Below are 16235 nucleotides of genomic sequence, written 5' to 3'. Positions count from 1 at the left end.
ATTGGTGCACTACGTGCACCCTACACCGCTACGCCTTGAGCGCATGGCCGTTCGTGTGGCCATTCTTCACGCTGGTCGCGTGGCCATTGAGCTTATCTGCCGCCGCCGCCGGGGCGACCTTGCCGACTCGGCTGACCCGTAGCGGGCTCATCGGGCGGGCCAGGGCGTCGCGGGCCACGCCCGCCTTGAGGGCGGCCAGCATGCCGGCGGCCTCCAGGTAGTTCTCGACGAAGATGAGCTGCCCCGCCTCGAACGGCAGTTGGGTCAGGTCGTTCTTCATCATGTTCTTGTTGCCGCGGACCGCGATCACCGGCACCCCCTGCTGGCAGGCGGCCAGGGTGGGGAGCCCCACGCAGCCGTCGGGGATCACCAGGGCGCTGATGTCCTCGGCCGACACCACCGAGGGGTCGAACGCCCCGTCGACCTGCGTGACCACCCGCGGCGCCCGGTGCAGCCCCTTGAGCACGCAGAACAGGTAGGTGGTAGAGATGATCTCCGCCGCCTTGCGCGGCTCCACGACGCCCCAGCTCTGCGTCTTGAGCGCCTCGCTGCTCATGGTGGGGGCGTGCGCGGTCGGCACGTTCAGCAGGCCGCTCAGGGTGTGGGTCAGCACCGCCTCGACCCCGCCCCAGGGGTTGGCGCCCCCGCCGGCGAAGTAGGCGTGGTGCAGCGCCACCGAGTCCATGTGGGGGGTGATCTTGGTCGCCAGGGCCACCGCGTCGTACTCGCCCGCCTTGCGCTCCAGCACGTCTACCAGGTGCGCCAGACGATCGATGGCGCCGGTCACGCGGCCCGACTCGCTGAAGCCGGTCCGCATGCTGAGTCCCTCTTCCAGCACCACCACCTCGCGGATGTCGACCCCCAGCGTGGCGCGGGCGCCCTCGGCGCAGTTGATCGTCTGATCGACCACGTCGGGCGCCTCGGGGCGGTCCTCGGTCACCAGCAGCAGCCGGTTCTGACGGACCTTGCGCAGCCCGATCGTCCCCATCATCAGACGGGTGATCAGGCTCCCCTCGGCGTACAGCATGTTGTCGGTCTGCTCGTTGATGTCCGACGCGTTCACCACGTTGGGGTGCAGCACTAGGTTGTCGCACACCGAGGCCAGCAGCCGCGCCGATGGGGTGGCGTCTCCCGCGTGGCCGCCGATCAAGCAGTCCGAACCGGTGGGGATGAGCATCACCGCGTTGAAGGCGGCGGTGCGTTCGGTCGCGCGTTGGCGGTAGTCGAACACGCTGGCCATCGGGCGCGTGGCGCCCTCGACGGTCTCCATCTCAACCACGTGCCCGCGCCGGTCGCGCCCCATCATGGCGACGCGCACCGCCTGCGACCCGACGCCGCAGTGGGCCTCAACGGCCGAGCGCAGGCTCTCTAGCGGGGCGTTTTCGTTCAGGAAGCGGCGGAAGGCGATCTGGTGCTGGCTGATCTTCAAAGTCGTGGTCCTTGGGCTGGAAGCGGCGGGCTGCGCCGTCGTCGATTAGGGGGATGGTCCGTGGGCGGCCGCGCCCCCCCGGGGGGACGACGGACGCTTGGCGTGCAGAAGAAGCCGGGTAGGCGGGGCGTGGCCGAAAGAGGGGCCGCCGAGGGCTTAGGCCGGCGGACGGGGGCGACGCACCGCGGCGCTCAACGACGGAGCCGGCCGCGCCAGTTCTGGTAGCGGCGAGCGGCTTGCAGGTGGAGCTGGGCCAGGTCGATCCACGTACGCACGCACAGCAGCACGCCTAGGCGGCGGGGGCGGGGCGCGGTGATCGACAGGCAGGTAGTCATAGCAGAAGAAACAATATCGCCTCGGGGGCCGGCGAGCAATTCCGGATTCTCAGAGAATAGGAAAAATCCGCTTGGCCACGTGTCTAGGCGGCGCCCCCGGACGCGTCTCTTGGCGGCTTCTTGCCTTGTCATCGCCAGCCCGCTGCGCCATCCTAGGACCCAGCCGTGTCTTTGGCCGGCCGCTCGTCTGCTCCTCTTTCCTCATCCGACCCGTCACGCCAACTATGCCCATACGCTATTTGCTGGTTTGCGGCACCTTCTTGATCTCGGTGCTGCTGTACGTCGACCGCGCCTGCATCTCGGCGGCCGCGGGGCCGATCTCGACCGAGTTTGGCCTCTCCGACACCCAGTTCGGGCTGGCGCTGTCGGCGTTCTCGCTGGGGTACGCCCTGCTGCAGGCGCCCTCGGGCTGGCTCGCGGACCGGTTCGGGCCCCGGCTGCTGATCACCGGCGTGGTGGCCGGCTGGTCGCTCCTGACCGGCGCCACCGGCTGGACGATCGGCCTGTGGTCGCTGGTCGTGGTGCGGTTCTTGTTCGGCGCCGCCGAGGCGGGCGCCTTCCCCGGCATGTCGCGGGCCGTGTACTCGTGGATCCCCGTCAAGGAACGGGGGCTGGTGCAGGGGATCAACTTCGCCGGATCGCGGTTCGGCGCCGCGGTGGCCTTCTTTGTGATCGCCTGGATGATCGAGCAGTACGGCTGGCGGAACACCTTCCAGATCTGGATGGTTATCGGCCTGGTGTTTGCGGTCGTCTGGTTCCTGTTGTTCCGCGACGACCCCGCCAGCCACCGAGGCGTGGGCGAGGCAGAGCGGGCCTACATCGAGGCGGGCCGCCAACGCCCCCCCACCGCCACGGGGCGGCTGGCGCCGGGCGCCATGTGGCGCTCCAAAGAGATGTGGCTGATGTGCGCCCAATACTTCTGCTCGAACTTCACGTTCTTCTTCGGCCTGTCGTGGATGTACCCCTACCTGAAGCGGACCTACGACCTGAACCCCTCGGAGGCGGGCCTGCTGCTGATGGCGCCGTTTATCGGCGGCTTCTTCGGCAGCCTGACCGCCGGCGCCATGATCGACGCCCTCTACCGCCGCGGCTGGCGGCGTTGGTCCAGGGCGCTGCCGGCGTCCATCGGCTTCCTGCTGGCGGCCGCGGGCATGCTGGGGCTCTCCAGCGCCGATACGGCGCAGGAGTCGGTCGCCTGGCTGACGCTGGCGATCTTCGGCGCGGACATGACGCTGGCACCCAGTTGGACGTTCTGCGTCGACATCGGCCACCGCCACGCCGGCCTGGTGTCGGGGACGATGAACATGGCGGGCAACATCGGGGCGTTCGTCACCTCGCTGGCCTTCCCGTACCTGAAGGAATGGACCGGCTCAACGCTGCCGTTCTTCTACCTAGCGGCGGCGATGAACGCGCTGGCGATCGTGCTGTGGACGCAGGCCGACCCGGAGAAGACGCTGCCGGAGGAATGATCGTTCGTTGCCCGGTCGGCCCCCGGATCCGTCGGGGGCTGACCCATCACGGCGATCAATGACGCGATGGGTCAGCGCTCGCCTTCGGCGGGCTCGACCCATCCTACTACCGTCACCAAACTATTCGCTGGCGCCGTGAACGATGCGCTCCGTCGGTTGGTGCGCAGCGCCAGTTCGTCCGTCGTGAAGGGCCGGCTATGCCGCAGTGCGTCGGTCACCAGCGCCCCGCCGGCCGGGCCCCCGTCGCCGCGCCACTCGACTTCTACCGTCACCGGTTCGCCGGTGGTGTTGGCGACGTGCAGCACCATCCCCTGGGGGGTCTTTAGCGCCAAGTACTCGACCGGCAGGCTCTGGCCCTTGCTTGACGGCTTTGCAATGCCCGACAGCTCTGCTGATACGTCCACTACCTGCGCCCCCGCCGGCGTGGTGTTGGCGAGTTGCTGGAACGTGTAGTAGGCCTGGCTGCGCCAGTAGCGTTTGTGGGGGGGCTTGGCGCCCCAGTCGCAACTAATGAGCCCCGATTGGTTGCCGCTGGGGTGGCACCACTCGAACACCATCCAGGCCTGGGCGCCGCTGCGCAGCGCGTTGAGGATGTTGGCGCCGTACTGGTTGGCGCTCTCCAGGTCGCCCCGATTGTCGCGCTGGGCCCACTCGGTCATCCAGATCGGCTTGGCGCCCACCGGGGGTAGCGCACGCAGCTCTTCGAACCGCACCGGCCAGTAGCCGGCCGTGTTCCAGTAGTCGTGGACGCCCCACACGTCGACCTTCTCCTCGAGCATCCGCCGGTTGGCCGTCAGCACCGCGCGGTTCTCGCGTGTCCGCGTGAGCGCGCCGGCGCCGAGCGAGTCGGGGAAGATCAGCCGCGGCATCTCGAGGTCGTCGTCGGCCTCGATCAGCTCGGCGAGCGCGGTGGTGATGTCGTCGAACAGCCCGACGAGCTCCGCGAAGTCTTTCACGTGCATGCCGTCCTGGCTGTGGGTCCAGTCGGGCTCGTTGAACGGGGCGAAGTACTCGAACCGCACGCCGCGGCTGGCGGCGTGCTTCAGGTACGCGAACACGTACTCGGCAAACTCTTGGCGGTACGCCTTGCCGGCCTTGAGCCCCGCCGAGCCGCGGGTCGTCTCGCCCACTTTCATCCAGGCCGGGGGGGAGTAGACGCTGAGGTAGAGCTTGAGGTTTGGATCGATCGCCAGCGCCCGCTCGGCCACCTTCAGCGCGCGGTTGGACGCCTTGAAATCGAAGCCCGCGGGGTCGATCGTCCGCCAGTCGTCGTTGTCGTTCGCCCGCTCGTAGTCGGGGCGAGCGAGCAGGTGCAGGTACGTGGCGTGGACGTCCTCGAAGCACCACTTCCAGATCTCGTCCCCTTGGCTCAGCTCCCACTGGTTGTCGTAGAACAGCACGCCGCCCCCCAGGCCCTGGAACTCGTGCAGCACTCGGCTGGGGTTGATCTGAAGTCGCACCGAGCCCGCGGGCGCCTGCGGTCCGATAGCGAACGAGGCGCTGGCCGAGCGGTCGCCCTGCGCTGCGTTGACGGTGAACGCTCCCTCGCGGGCGTCGGGGCGAACAGTGACGGGGTTCATCGCCTGGCGTGACGGGTCTTGAACCAGGCTCGCCGGTCCCTCGACCCCCACCACCAACGCGGCCGGATCGACCAACCGCCAACCTTGTTTGGTTTGTTCCTCGACGCGGAGCAGGTGGGGCCGATCGGGGTCGAGCGTCTTCGGACCGACGACGCGCAGCATAGACTGTGCAACGACGGGGGCGCAAACGAGCGCGATCGCGACTGAGAGAATAATTTGCATCGAACCGCGTGTGACGAGACGGGCTGGCATGACAGACACCTCACAAGACGCGGGGCCCTGGAACTCGGGACAAGGGGCATCGCAGCACGCGGCGTGCACGGATCGCCGCCGGCGTGCCCGGCCGACTCACGCTACTCCAAACGCTCCAACTCCGCCGCCGGCGCGGGCGCCGAAGCCGTGTCGTGCGGCGCGCCGTTGGTCGACGGGGAGGGGATCGAGGCCGACAGGTCGGCGCCCGGCTCGCTGGGCGCCTCTGCCTGCTGGTCTTCGGCCGCCATCTCGTCGAACGCCTTGCCCACGCGGCGCTTCTGGCTGCGGTAGACCATCACGCCGGTGACGACCAGCGCCGCCAGCACGATGATGGTGAAGGTGATCTCGAAGTCGGACGCCAGCTTCTCGATCTGCCGGCCGTAGCGGAACGCCAGGCCGAAAAAGACGCTGATCACCAGCGACGCGCCCACCAGGTCCCACAGCAAGAACTTCAGGTAGGGCACCTTGGCCGCGCCGGCGGCGTAGTACACGGGGCCGCGCACGCCGAACATAAATCGGGTGAGCAGCATCACCTTGAAGCCGTGCTTCAGCACCAGTTTCTCGACCTGTTCTTCGCGGTCGGGGTCGATGAAGCGGGCGAAGTTCTTGTGCTTGGTGAGCCACTCGTGGCCGAAGTGCCGGCCGATGAAGTACATCACGCTGTCCCCCAGCAGGGCGCCGATCAGGCACGAGGGGAGGGCGTAGTACCAGTCGAGCGTCTCCTGGTAGCTGAGCACGCCGGAGAGGACCACCACGGCTTCTTCGGGGATCGGCAGCCCCAGACCGCAGAGCGTCAGGAACGCGATGATCCCCGCGTACTCGAATCTGAGCAGGAAGTTGAGCACGCGAAGAACCGACGGGGGGCCAGCCGAGCCGCATCCCGCCTGGATGCGACAACGGGGTAGATGGGTGACGTTTAGCGGTGCCGCATTGTAGCGGGAAGCAGCGGTTTTCAGTACCGGCCGCCGCCCGGACCCAGGGAGGCGTCGCTACGGGTACCTGCGCCAGGCGTCTTCGGGCAGGTTGAGCGTCCGCACGTCGACCCCTCCCCCCGGGGTAGGGAGCACAAACAACGCGCGGACATCCGCGTGGCCGCCGCAGTAGGCCTCCGCCCCTTCCCAGCCGAGCACGTAGAAGGCGGTCGAGAGGGCGTCTGCCGCGGCGCCCGTGGGCGCCAGCACGGTGACGGAGTGGACCCCCTCTGCGGGGCGCCCCGTGCGGGGGTCGATCAGGTGCCCGTACCGCTTGCCCCCCTGCACAAACTTCTGCGTCGCGGCGCCAGAGGTGCTAAGCGCCTCGTCCCGCAGCAAGAACTCCCCCAGCCGGCGGCCGGATCGGAGCGGGTCGCCCAGCCCCGCCAGCCAGCCGGGGACCCCCGCGGCGCGGTTCTGCCCGCGGGCCACCAGCGTGCTGCCGCCGCCGTGCAGCAGCACGTCGGGGGCGCCTCGTTCGGCGAGCAGGTCGGCGGCGCGGTCGAGCGCGTAGCCCTTGCCGATGCTGTTGAAGTTGATCTCGACCCCCGGCTCGGTGAACTGGATCGACTTTTCGGTCCGGTCGAGGCAGACCCGCCCCCAGCCGACGTGCGCCATGGCTGCCGCCAGCTCTGCCTCCGAGGGGACGCGTCCGCGGCGTTCGAAGAACCCCCACGCCTTCGACAGGGGCCCCGCGGTCAGGTCGAACGCGCCGCCGGTTTCTTGGTAGAGGGCGTCCGCCTGCTCCAGCAGCGCGAACAGCCCCGGCTCGACCGGTATCGGGTGCAGGGCCGCGGTGCGGTTGATCTCCTGCACCTCGCTCTGGTCGCGGTAGACGGTGAGCTGGTCCTCGATGGCCTCGACCAGGTCGAGCGCCTCGATCGCGGCGGGCCCGGTGTTGTGGGTGGCGGTCGAGAGCACGCGGAACTCAAACTGACACGCCATGGCGGGGCGGGCCACGTTCAAGACGCAGGCGCCGTCGGTCCCCTCGCCCGAGGCCCCCAGCGACCCCACCGAATCGCTCAGCGACCGCGCGGCGGCCTTGCCGGTGAGGAAGTCGCGGCGCGTGGAGTCGGGAGCGGGCATAGGGGCATTGTACCGGATGCCGCTGGGAACGCAGAGCAGCCGCCGTTTATCGGGGCGACTGCGGTCCCACCTCTGGAGGCTTCCGGGCGCCCTTGATTGCAGGCGGGCTGGCTTACCCTTTCGGTTTGCGCAGCGCTAAGGAATACTCCGGCTTATGACCGAGCTAATCATCAGTGTGTCTGGGCTGCGTGGCGTTGTGGGCGATACGCTGACCCCCGCGGTCGCCATGCGGTACGCGGCCGCGTTCGCCGAATCCCTCCCCGCGGGGCCTATCGTCACGGGCTACGACGGACGCGCCAGCGGGCCGATGATGGTCGCCGCGGTGGAAACGGCGTTGATGGCCAGCGGCCGGCGGGTGTTGAGCCTCGGGCCGGCCGCCACGCCCACGATCGGCGTGGTGGTGAGCAACCTGCGGGCGGCCGGCGGCGTGCAGGTCTCCGCCAGCCACAACCCGGCCGAGTACAACGGGATCAAGCTCTTCTCAGGCGCGGGGCGGGTGATCCCGGCGTCCGACGGGGTGCGGGTGCAGGAGCGGTTCCAGGACCAGGCGTGGCAGCCCGCCGCGGGCGTGGCGGGGCGGGCGAGGGCCGTTACGGTTGCCGCCGAGGCCCACGTTGAGCGGATCTTGCCGCTGGTCGACCTGGCCCGGATCCGGGCCAAGCGGTTCCGCGTGCTGCTAGACGCCAACCACGGCGCCGGGGCCGTGATCGGGGCTCGGCTGCTGGAACGCCTCGGCTGCGTGACCCGGGTGCTGGGCGCCGAGCCCACGGGCGACTTCCTGCACACCCCCGAGCCGACCGCCGAGAACCTGGCGGGAGTGCTGGGCGCCGTGCGGGAGTTCGGCGCGGACGTCGGCTTCTGCCAAGACCCAGACGCCGACCGGCTGGCGGTGATCGACCACACGGGGCGTTACCTGGGCGAGGAGCTGACGCTGGGGCTGTGCGTCGATCACGAGCTGCGTCGCCGCACCGGACCGGTGGTGACCAACTGCTCCACCAGCCGCGTGACCGAAGACCTCTGCAAGAAGTACGGGGCGCCCTTCACGCGCTCGGCCGTGGGCGAAGCGAACGTGGTCGACCAGATGCTCCGCACCGGCGCCGTGCTGGGGGGTGAGGGGAACGGCGGCGTGATCCACCCCGCGGTCTGCCTGGTGCGCGACAGCATGATTGGCATGGCGCTGGTGCTCGATGCGATGGCGGCGCGCGACGCGCCGGTCGGCGAGCTCGCCGACCGGCTCCCGCAGTACTCGATCCACAAGGCGAAGGCCGCCGTCCCGCCGGCCAAGATCGCCGCGGCGCTCGACCGGCTCGAGGCCCACTTCGGCCAGGCCGAGGCCGACCGGATGGACGGCCTGCGGCTCGACTGGCCCGACGGCCGGTGGTTGCTGGTACGCGCCAGCAACACCGAGCCGATCGTGCGGATCATCGCCGAAGCCGCCACGGCGGACGCCGCCAAGAGCCTCTGCGAAGAAGCCGCCGCGACGTGCCAAACCGCGTAGGCCGGGCCAAACCACGCAGGCCGAAAGGGGCCCAATACGCGGGCGCCGCTGCGGCGCGTGGCGGCTATCGGCGGCTACTTGGCGGCCATGGCCAGGGCGACCAGGTAGGGAACCGGCTCGCTCCCCAGGGCGTTGAGCACCGTGCCGCCGGCCGTGAAGACGTGGGTGACGTCCGACTCGCTGCCGTACTTCTCCAGGGCCTTGCCCCCCTCGCCGCCGCCGACGTAGACCAACGCGCCGGCGTCGGTCATCCGCTTGAGCTGCGGGATGAAGTTCCGCGTGCCCGCCTCGAAGCGGGGGTCTTCGAACATGCCGAACACGCCGTTGTGGAACGCCACGGCGCCCTTGGCGCCGGCCTCGATGAATTCGGTCACCTTCTGCTCGAATAGCGCGCTGCTCTTGGGGCCGATGTCGAACTGCTGGTCGCTGGCCTCCAGCGCCTCTTTGACCGAGCCGTCCTCGATCACCGAATCGACCGGCACGACGAACTCGATCCCCTTCTTGCGTCCCTCGGCCACCATCTGCTTGGCCTGCTCGACGCGCTCGCGCGGGATGTAGTACGGCTTGTCGCTGTGAGACGGGTCTTCGGCCACGCCGATCGACACGTCCTTGCCGTCCAGCTCGCCGATCGCCTTGCGGAGGGCCATCGCCAGCGAGCCGGCCGCGAACACCTGCTTGATGGTGCCGCGGGCGATCATGGCTTCCAGATCGTCCAGCTTGTCGATCTTCAGGCCGCTGAACACCACCAATTGCGTTTGGAGGCACTTCTTCATCGGCCCCTCGAACTCGCTGGCCACGTACTTGCCCAGCGCCACGCGGTCCATCGCGGCGGGGACCACCGTGCTGGAGGCGTCGAGGCTGCCGGCCGAGAGGGCCTCGTTGACGTACACCTTGGCGATCTTCCCGGCCACCTCGTTGGCGAAATCGGCCAGCTTCTCGGCGATCGCCGGCAGGTCGGCCGGTTTGGCCTTCCACAGGACCCGCTCGATGTCGTAGGCGCGGGTGTTCTCTAGCATCAGGATCGACCCGGGCGCCGCGTCGGCCACGCGGCTGGCCGCGAGCTCCGTGACGGTGTTCGTCTGTTCGTCGTACCAGCCCTTGATGAGCGGCACGTCGGCGCCCATCAGCCCGCCCAGGCGGGCGGCCACCTTGTCCAGCGACTGCTGCGGGTCGCGGCCGATGTGGCCGAAGACGACCTGCACCCAGCCGCGGTCGTGCCCGTACTGCAGGGTTTCCACCATCGAGCGGAGGCGGATGTCTCCCTTGCCCACCTTGTCGCCCGGCTTGGCGTCGACGTCGCCGCGCACCAGCACGGCGGTCCCCTTGGGGAGGTCGGCGAGCGAGTCCAGACGCGGGATCGCGTCGAGGTAGTCTCCCAGGGCGCGCGGCGGCTCGGCGTTTCCGCCGGTGACAATGGTCTCGAGCCAGGGGAGCATGGACTGCGGATCGACGGGCATGGCGGGAAACCGAGGTGGGCGGGAGGTGGGTAGAGTTCTCACGGAGCAACAGAGGATACCAGAGGCGTTTGCCCTAGAAAAGAAGCGATGCCAGCGGCCAGGCGCGCGGCGCCCGCCCGGCTCCCGCCGCTTGGCAGCCCCGGCCCGTGCCGATAGGATCGCGCACAGACTCGGCCAAATATCCTGCGAGATGCCCCTGTGATCCTGAAGCTGCCATCCGGCCTCGGCGGCCAGGCCGTCGACCTGCCCGGCGCGCGACCGATCGACGGCGCCGGCCAGATCGCCGGTGAGACGCCCCCCGGGGGGGCCCCCGCCCAGCAGGTGCGCGCCGCGCTCGAGGCGCCGATCGGCTACCCGCCGTTGCGGCAAGCGGTGGTCCCGGGAGACCACGTCGCGCTGGCGTTGGGCCCGGACATCCCGGCCCTGGCCGAGGTGGTGCGCGGGCTGCTCGAAGCGCTGCAGGCCTGCGGCTGCGACGGCCTGACGATCGACCTGCTGACCCTGGGCGCCGACGACGCGGCCTCTGCGGAGCGAGGCGTTGAGGCCTCGGGGATCGGGGCCTCGGGCGTGACGGCCCGCGTGTCGCAACACAACGGCGACGACGACTCCGGGATGGCGTTCGCCGGGATGGCGCGCGACGGGTCGGCCGTATCGTTCAACCGAGTGCTGCTAGACGCCGACGTGCTGATCCCGGTGGGCTGCAACGGCGCCGACGAAGACGGCAGCGCGTACGCCGGGCTCTACCCGGCGTTCGCGGACCGCGCCACCGCCCGCAGGCTCGCCGGCACGGCGCCGGCCGACGTCGCGGCGGCCCAGGACGAGGCTGGCTGGCTGGCCGGCGCGGCGATGGTGGTGCGGATCGTGGCGGCCGCCGGCGGCGGCGTGGCGCACGCCCTGGCCGGCGCGCCCGAAGAAGTAGCCGCCCGCGCCGCCGAGATAAGCCGCGCCACGTGGCGCCGCACGGTGGGCGAGCGCTCACGGCTGGTGCTGGTGACGATCGGCGGGGACGGACGCGAGGCCACCTGGGGCGCGCTGGCGCGGGCGGTCGACGCCGCGTCCGCCGGCCTGCTGCCCGGCGGCGCCGTGGCGGTGTGCGCGGACGTCACCCAGCCGTTGGGCAAGTCGCTCGGCCGGCTGGTCGACGCCGAAGACCTGGGCGACGCGGCGCGGCGCGCCGCGCGTGACCAGAGCTGGGACGCCCAGCCCGCGGTCACCCTGGCCAAGGCGATCGGCCGCGGGCCCGTGTTCCTGCTGAGCCGCCGCAACCCGGACGAGGTCGAGTCGCTGGGCCTCGCGCCGATCGCCGATCCCACCGAGCTGAGCCGGCTGGCGACGCGGATGGGGGACTGCTTGGTGATCGAAGACGCGCACCGTGTGGCCATCGTTGCAGACGCCGCCGCGCCGATGCGGAGCGGCGGATGACGGCGACCGAGCGTGACATCGAGGCGCTCGCCGCGGGCGACGCTTTCGCCCGGCTCCGGGGCTGGTCGGTGGTCGCCATCCACGGCGCCGACCGCGCTAAGCTGATCCAGAACCTGACGACCAACGACGTCAAGCGGCTCGCCCCGGGCGAGGCGTGTGAGTCGATGTTCACCGACGTGAAGGGGCGGGTGCTGGCGTTCGGGCTGATCGCCTGCTCCGATGGCTGCTTGTACGTGCTGCTGGGGTCGGACCGCGCGGCGCAGCTCGCGGAGCACCTCGAGCGGTACCACATCCGCGAGGACGTCTCGATCACCGCGCCCGGCGACCTCGCCGCGGTCGCGTTCCAGGGGCCCCCAGGGGTCGGCTTTCCGCTGGAGGGGCTCGGCCCCGGTTGGCGGGTGGCGATCGTCGGGCCGGCCGAAGAGGCGGTGCTCTACGAGCAGCTAGCCGCGGCCGGGGGGCGCCCCGCGGCGCACGACGCGTGGGAGACGCTGCGGATCGCAGGCCGGTTCCCACGGGACGGCTGCGACGTCGACGCCGCCACGCTGCCGCAAGAGTTGGCGCGCGACGCGTCGGCGATCTCATTCAACAAGGGCTGCTACCTGGGGCAGGAGACCGTGGCGCGTATCGACGCGCTCGGGCACGTCAATCGCTTGTTGGTGGGGCTCGCGTTCACGGGCGCGGCGCCCGCGGTCGGCGCCGAGCTGTTGGAAGATGGCAAGCCGGTGGGCCGAGTGACGTCGGTCGCCCCCGCGCCGCTGTTGGGCGAGGCCCTGGGGCTTGGGTACGTCCGCCGCCATGCGGCGGTCGCGGGTCGCGAGCTAGCGACGCCGGCCGGGACTGCCCTGGTGCGGGGCTAGCAAGGCAGGGCGGGTTCCAATGCGGTTCTCACGTCGGGCTGCTCTCACGACGCTGCGAGCGGCGAGAGCGTCTCTGGGCCCCACGTGCCAACGTCCAGCGAGTGCGGGTCGCGGTCGGTCTTTGCGATCTGGCGTATGTCGTCGATCGCGGCCAGGTAGGCCGACACCACCTCGGCGTCCCATTGCTCGCCGGCGCCGTTGCGGAGGATCGCTTCGAGCTTGTCCTCGTGCATCCCCTTGCGGTAGGGCCTGTCGCTCCCCATCGCGTCAACGGAGTCGGCCACCGCGACAATCCTCGCCAACTGGGGGCACGCGTCTCCCTTGAGCCCGGCCGGGTACCCGGCCCCGTTCCACGCCTCGTGGTGGTGGAGGACCACCGGCAGCACGGTGTCGAGCTGCTCTACCCCCTGCAGGATCTTGTGGCCCAGCTCGGGGTGCTGCTTGATGTGCTCGTACTCTTCTGGCGTGAGCTGGCCCGCCTTGCGGAGCACCGTGTCGTCGATGCCGATCTTGCCGATGTCGTGGAGCAGGCCAGAGAGGTAGAGCGTGTTGAGCTGTTCGGCGGAGAGGCCCAGTTGGCGCCCCAGGCGGACCGAGATCCGCGCGACGCGGTCGCTGTGGCCGCAGGTGTAGGGGTCCTTGGCGTCGATCGCGGAGCTGAGGGCCCGCACCACCTGCGCAAAGAAGCTCTTCTGCTGCCGGTAGAGCCCCAGGTTGCCGGCGTGGACGCTGAGGATGGCCGCCACGCTGGACATCAAGCTGGCCTCGACCGCGCCGAAGTCCCGCGTGCCGCCCGCGTTGGAACGCCGGTTCACCGCCAGCAGCCAACCGGCCGCCTTGCCGTTGGGGCAGATCGGCACGCTGATCAGCTCGCGCACCTGGGGGTGCGACCACTCTTGCTGTGCGGTGAGCTCGCGGTTGAAGATCAGGCAGCGCCGGGCGCCCTCGTCGCCGAGGCTCTCCAGGAGCGACGGCACGTGCTCCGGCTCGAACAACGCGCGGCCGCGGTGCACGAGGTGCGGCGCGGCGCCCGATTGGCCTCCCCCCGCTAGCGTGTCGGGAGCGCTGCGCCAGTAGACCATCATGCTCTCGGCGGGCACGACCTCGGCCAGCCATTCCACGGCGAGCTCCGCTAGCTCGTTGTCGTTGTCGGTGATCGATAGGCGGTCGGTCAGCCGGTGCAGCAGCGTCAACTCCTCGAACGCCGCTAGCAGACTGGAAGAGACCTCCGAGAGCTGTGTGCGGACGGCCCGCAGCTTCAGCCGATCGCGTTGGCTGCCGGCGATCGCACGGGCGGTCGCCAGCGCCGCCGAAGCGGGCCAGACCGTGCGTCGCCCGGCCCAACGCAGCGCGGCGTCGGCGTCGATCCCCAGCACCGCCGCGGCGGGCGCGACGTCTGCGCGACGCTCGACAGGCTCAACCAGCACCGCCGTGACGGCCAGCAACTGGTCGAGGCCCCCGGCGGCGGGCAGCGGGACGCCGATCACTAGCAGCGGGGCCGCGTCCTCGATCGGCTCGGCGGCGCCACGCACTACGATCTGGGCGCACAGACCGAGCCGGCTGTAGTAGTCGATGGGCAACGCGTCGGCCGGGCCGGCGAGCATCCGGCCCGAAGCCGTGTCGAGCACCGCCCAGGGCTGGCCGAACGCCTGCTCGAGCTCGTCGACCGACCGCACGACCTCATCCGAGAGGCGCAACAGGTGCGTCGGCTTGATCGGGCTGTTGCGGTAGCGGTGCTGGGTGACGGGCGCCGGCAACGTTCGATTCTCTCGGGGGCGACGGCTGGGCAGGCTGGGCGCAACGGGGGGCGCTAAAAAAACATACACCGCGCCGGCTGCCCGCCCCCCGGCAAGCTACACTCTGCGGGATCCCGAGGGGCTGCGACGCGGGTTGTAACGCCCGTAGCGGCTGTCGGGGCGGCGGCGCTGCAAGTAGGAAACGGGCCTGGAGCGCGCGGGCCGCTTGTAGCGGCAGGGGGCCGAGGCAGCGGCTACCCTTCGCGGCGGCGGTGGCGGTACCGCCGGCTTGCCCGTTCGAGCACGGCCCGTTCTTCGTCAGACAGCTCCTCGTAGCCCGCCACGTGCAGGCGGGCGAGGATGTCGTCTACGCGGGCGTCTTCGGTGGCTTCGTCGTCGGCGCCGGCTTCGCCGCCGTGGCGCGAGGCCTCGGCGCCGTGCTCTACCAGGACCATCGGGTCGGCGTCGTCGTTGTCCCACATGGGGTCCGAATCATCGTCCGAAGCGCTGCGTGTGCCCGCGGGCCCACCCCGCGCCAGCAGCAGGTCTTGGTGGGCGCTAAAGAACAGGAACACCGCCAGCGTCACCAGCGGCGCCCACAGCGGAAACACGTTGGGCTCGTTCTTGCTGAGGAACACCGCCGCCAGCAACAGCGCCACGGCCGCCATGCGGGCGACCTGCCCGGTGGCCTCTGCGGCGGAACGCTTGCCGAGCATCGGCCACAGCATGGCCCGCAACGCGGGGCCCATATCAAACGGGTAGGCCGGCAGCAGGTTGACCAGCAGCAGCGAGAGGTTGACCCACAGCGTCAGCTTGATGGCCACGACGCCCAGCGTACCCTCCAGCAGCCCTTGCGGGGCGACCGGGTTAAAGAGCTGGGCAGAGATGGGTTCGCGCATCGCCACCAGCGAGGCGGTCGCCAGCACCACCATCGCGAGGTTGGTGATCAGGCCCGCGACCGCGACAAACACCTGCGGTTCTGGTTCGTCCGGCACGCGGGGCGCCGCCAGCCCGCCGAACGGGGACAGGACGATCTGGTCGACCTCGCCCCCCATGCGGATCGCTGCGATGCTGTGGGCCGCTTCGTGCAACGCGACGCTGAGCATCAGCACGCCGACAAACACCAGTGCTTCGGCCGCCATGCCGTCGAAGCACATCGCGAGGGCGAGCACGCAGAACAGCACCAGCAGCAGGTGGGCCCGCACCGGCACCCCCCACCAGGTTCCTAGTGCAATGCTCCAGCGGTATGGGTCGGCCTTAGCCATGGCCCTGCGCCTGTGCGGGGCCATTCCCCGTCCGTGGCGTGCCCCGGTCGTCGGTTCTGTGAGAAACGAGAGAGGGCTCTCAGTCGGACCGCTGTCGCGGCCGCCGTGCAACCCCTGCTAAAGTGTATGTTATCACTCGCCACCGGCGGCGGCAAACGAGAAACCCCGCTATCACCGGGGGAAAGCCCTAGGTTTCAGGATCTACGATGAGCCAACCCCCTACGACGCTGCTGCAAGCCAAACGGTTCCGCGTGGTCGAGCACCAGGCGCCGCTCGCCGGCGGCGGGACAACCCCCTACCAAGTAGTGGAACACCCCGGCGCCGTGGTGGTTCTGCCTGTGTTTGAAGATGGCCGGGTCTGCCTGATCCGCAACCACCGGATCGCCGTCGGCCGGACGCTGATCGAGGCCCCCGCCGGCACGCTGGAGCCGGGCGAGCCGCCGATCGAGACCGCGGCCCGGGAGTTGATCGAAGAAACCGGCTACCGCGCCGGACGCCTGGAGGAGGCGCCGCCGTTTTTCATGTCTCCGGGCATCCTCAGCGAGCGGATGTACTGCTTCTTCGCCTACGACCTGACCGAGGGCCAGCACGCCCGCGAGGCAAGCGAGCAGATCGAGAACCTGATCGTCCCGTTCCCGGAAGCCCTAGCGATGGCCGAACGCGGCGAGATCGACGACGCCAAGACGCTGGTCGTGCTGCTGCGGCTTGCGCTAAGTCGAAGGAACCACGGATAGCACGGTTGGCACGGATGACGAAGGATAGCCACGAAAAGGCACAAGAAGGCACAAAATTAAGTGGAACTAACTCGAGCCGGGCGCCATTGTCACGCTCGCGTGGCAATGCGAATCACCAGAGGCGGCCGCCCTTGGAGCCAC

At 70.0% G+C, this 16235-nt stretch carries 13 protein-coding genes; 5 read left to right on the top strand and 8 right to left on the bottom strand.

Features of this window, described 5'->3' with window-relative positions; translation table 11 throughout:
- Window positions 1–28 precede the first annotated feature (28 nt).
- A complete protein-coding gene (locus Pla175_RS23680) occupies window positions 29–1429 on the bottom strand; it encodes a DUF3326 domain-containing protein (RefSeq protein ID WP_145291442.1) in 1401 nt (466 codons plus the stop codon).
- Between the two features lie 191 nt (window positions 1430–1620).
- A complete protein-coding gene (locus Pla175_RS26310; protein WP_197527109.1) occupies window positions 1621–1764 on the bottom strand; it encodes a hypothetical protein in 144 nt (47 codons plus the stop codon).
- A gap of 224 nt (window positions 1765–1988) precedes the next feature.
- On the opposite strand from Pla175_RS26310, the gene Pla175_RS23675 reads away from it, so the two are divergent.
- Complete coding sequence (locus Pla175_RS23675; RefSeq protein ID WP_145291440.1) at window positions 1989–3233, top strand: MFS transporter; 1245 nt, start codon at window positions 1989–1991, stop codon at window positions 3231–3233.
- Between the two features lie 71 nt (window positions 3234–3304).
- Here Pla175_RS23675 and Pla175_RS23670 read toward each other — a convergent pair whose 3' ends face one another.
- The 3 genes from Pla175_RS23670 to Pla175_RS23660 all read right to left on the bottom strand — a co-directional run bounded on the left by Pla175_RS23670 (window position 3305) and on the right by Pla175_RS23660 (window position 7122).
- Window positions 3305–4975 (bottom strand): glycoside hydrolase, encoded by a 1671-nt coding sequence (locus Pla175_RS23670; protein ID WP_197527108.1) that lies wholly within the window; start codon window positions 4973–4975, stop codon window positions 3305–3307.
- A 191-nt stretch (window positions 4976–5166) separates the two neighbouring features.
- Entirely contained in the window at window positions 5167–5910 is a 744-nt protein-coding gene (locus tag Pla175_RS23665) for a DedA family protein (protein ID WP_197527107.1), read from the bottom strand.
- 144 nt (window positions 5911–6054) lie between these two features.
- Window positions 6055–7122: an FAD:protein FMN transferase gene (locus Pla175_RS23660; protein WP_145291434.1), complete on the bottom strand. Its 1068-nt coding sequence runs from the start codon at window positions 7120–7122 to the stop codon at window positions 6055–6057.
- A gap of 154 nt (window positions 7123–7276) precedes the next feature.
- Here Pla175_RS23660 and glmM point away from each other — a divergent pair, with 154 nt between their 5' ends.
- A complete protein-coding gene (gene glmM, locus Pla175_RS23655) occupies window positions 7277–8620 on the top strand; it encodes a phosphoglucosamine mutase (RefSeq protein ID WP_145291432.1) in 1344 nt (447 codons plus the stop codon).
- A gap of 74 nt (window positions 8621–8694) precedes the next feature.
- On the opposite strand, the gene pgk is transcribed toward glmM, so the two are convergent.
- Window positions 8695–10077 (bottom strand): phosphoglycerate kinase, encoded by a 1383-nt coding sequence (gene pgk / locus Pla175_RS23650; RefSeq protein WP_145291430.1) that lies wholly within the window; start codon window positions 10075–10077, stop codon window positions 8695–8697.
- A 198-nt stretch (window positions 10078–10275) separates the two neighbouring features.
- Between pgk and Pla175_RS23645 the strand changes: the two genes are divergently transcribed.
- Window positions 10276–11499 carry a lactate racemase domain-containing protein gene (locus Pla175_RS23645; RefSeq protein WP_197527106.1) on the top strand — a complete coding sequence of 408 codons (1224 nt, stop codon included), beginning with the start codon at window positions 10276–10278 and terminating at the stop codon, window positions 11497–11499.
- A complete protein-coding gene (ygfZ, locus tag Pla175_RS23640; protein ID WP_145291426.1) occupies window positions 11496–12359 on the top strand; it encodes a CAF17-like 4Fe-4S cluster assembly/insertion protein YgfZ in 864 nt (287 codons plus the stop codon). The genes Pla175_RS23645 and ygfZ overlap by 4 nt, the downstream gene beginning before the upstream one ends.
- Before the next feature lie 44 nt (window positions 12360–12403).
- On the opposite strand, the gene Pla175_RS23635 is transcribed toward ygfZ, so the two are convergent.
- Both Pla175_RS23635 and Pla175_RS26305 read right to left on the bottom strand, forming a co-directional pair.
- Window positions 12404–14116: an HD-GYP domain-containing protein gene (locus Pla175_RS23635; protein ID WP_145291424.1), complete on the bottom strand. Its 1713-nt coding sequence runs from the start codon at window positions 14114–14116 to the stop codon at window positions 12404–12406.
- A 233-nt stretch (window positions 14117–14349) separates the two neighbouring features.
- The gene (locus tag Pla175_RS26305; RefSeq protein WP_197527105.1) at window positions 14350–15360 is read right to left on the bottom strand and encodes a site-2 protease family protein; all 1011 of its coding nucleotides are present in this window, start codon (window positions 15358–15360) and stop codon (window positions 14350–14352) included.
- Between the two features lie 206 nt (window positions 15361–15566).
- Between Pla175_RS26305 and Pla175_RS23625 the strand changes: the two genes are divergently transcribed.
- Complete coding sequence (locus tag Pla175_RS23625) at window positions 15567–16094, top strand: NUDIX hydrolase (protein ID WP_145291422.1); 528 nt, start codon at window positions 15567–15569, stop codon at window positions 16092–16094.
- Window positions 16095–16235 lie beyond the last annotated feature (141 nt).

It is taken from the genome of Pirellulimonas nuda, assembly GCF_007750855.1.
Taxonomy (GTDB): Bacteria; Planctomycetota; Planctomycetia; order Pirellulales; family Lacipirellulaceae; genus Pirellulimonas; species Pirellulimonas nuda.
This window is presented reverse-complemented; position numbering and strand designations above follow the sequence as displayed.

Excerpts from the sequence above, each read along its gene's own strand:
- Pla175_RS23625 (WP_145291422.1), top strand. The coding sequence starts at position 15,567 with ATGAGCCAACCCCCTACGACGCTGCTGCAAGCCAAACGGTTCCGCGTG.
- pgk (WP_145291430.1), bottom strand. The coding sequence starts at position 10,077 with ATGCCCGTCGATCCGCAGTCCATGCTCCCCTGGCTCGAGACCATTGTC.
- Pla175_RS23660 (WP_145291434.1), bottom strand. The coding sequence starts at position 7,122 with ATGCCCGCTCCCGACTCCACGCGCCGCGACTTCCTCACCGGCAAGGCC.
- Pla175_RS23670 (WP_197527108.1), bottom strand. The coding sequence starts at position 4,975 with ATGCTGCGCGTCGTCGGTCCGAAGACGCTCGACCCCGATCGGCCCCAC.
- Pla175_RS23675 (WP_145291440.1), top strand. The coding sequence starts at position 1,989 with ATGCCCATACGCTATTTGCTGGTTTGCGGCACCTTCTTGATCTCGGTG.
- Pla175_RS26305 (WP_197527105.1), bottom strand. The coding sequence starts at position 15,360 with ATGGCTAAGGCCGACCCATACCGCTGGAGCATTGCACTAGGAACCTGG.
- Pla175_RS26310 (WP_197527109.1), bottom strand. The coding sequence starts at position 1,764 with ATGACTACCTGCCTGTCGATCACCGCGCCCCGCCCCCGCCGCCTAGGC.
- ygfZ (WP_145291426.1), top strand. The coding sequence starts at position 11,496 with ATGACGGCGACCGAGCGTGACATCGAGGCGCTCGCCGCGGGCGACGCT.
- glmM (WP_145291432.1), top strand. The coding sequence starts at position 7,277 with ATGACCGAGCTAATCATCAGTGTGTCTGGGCTGCGTGGCGTTGTGGGC.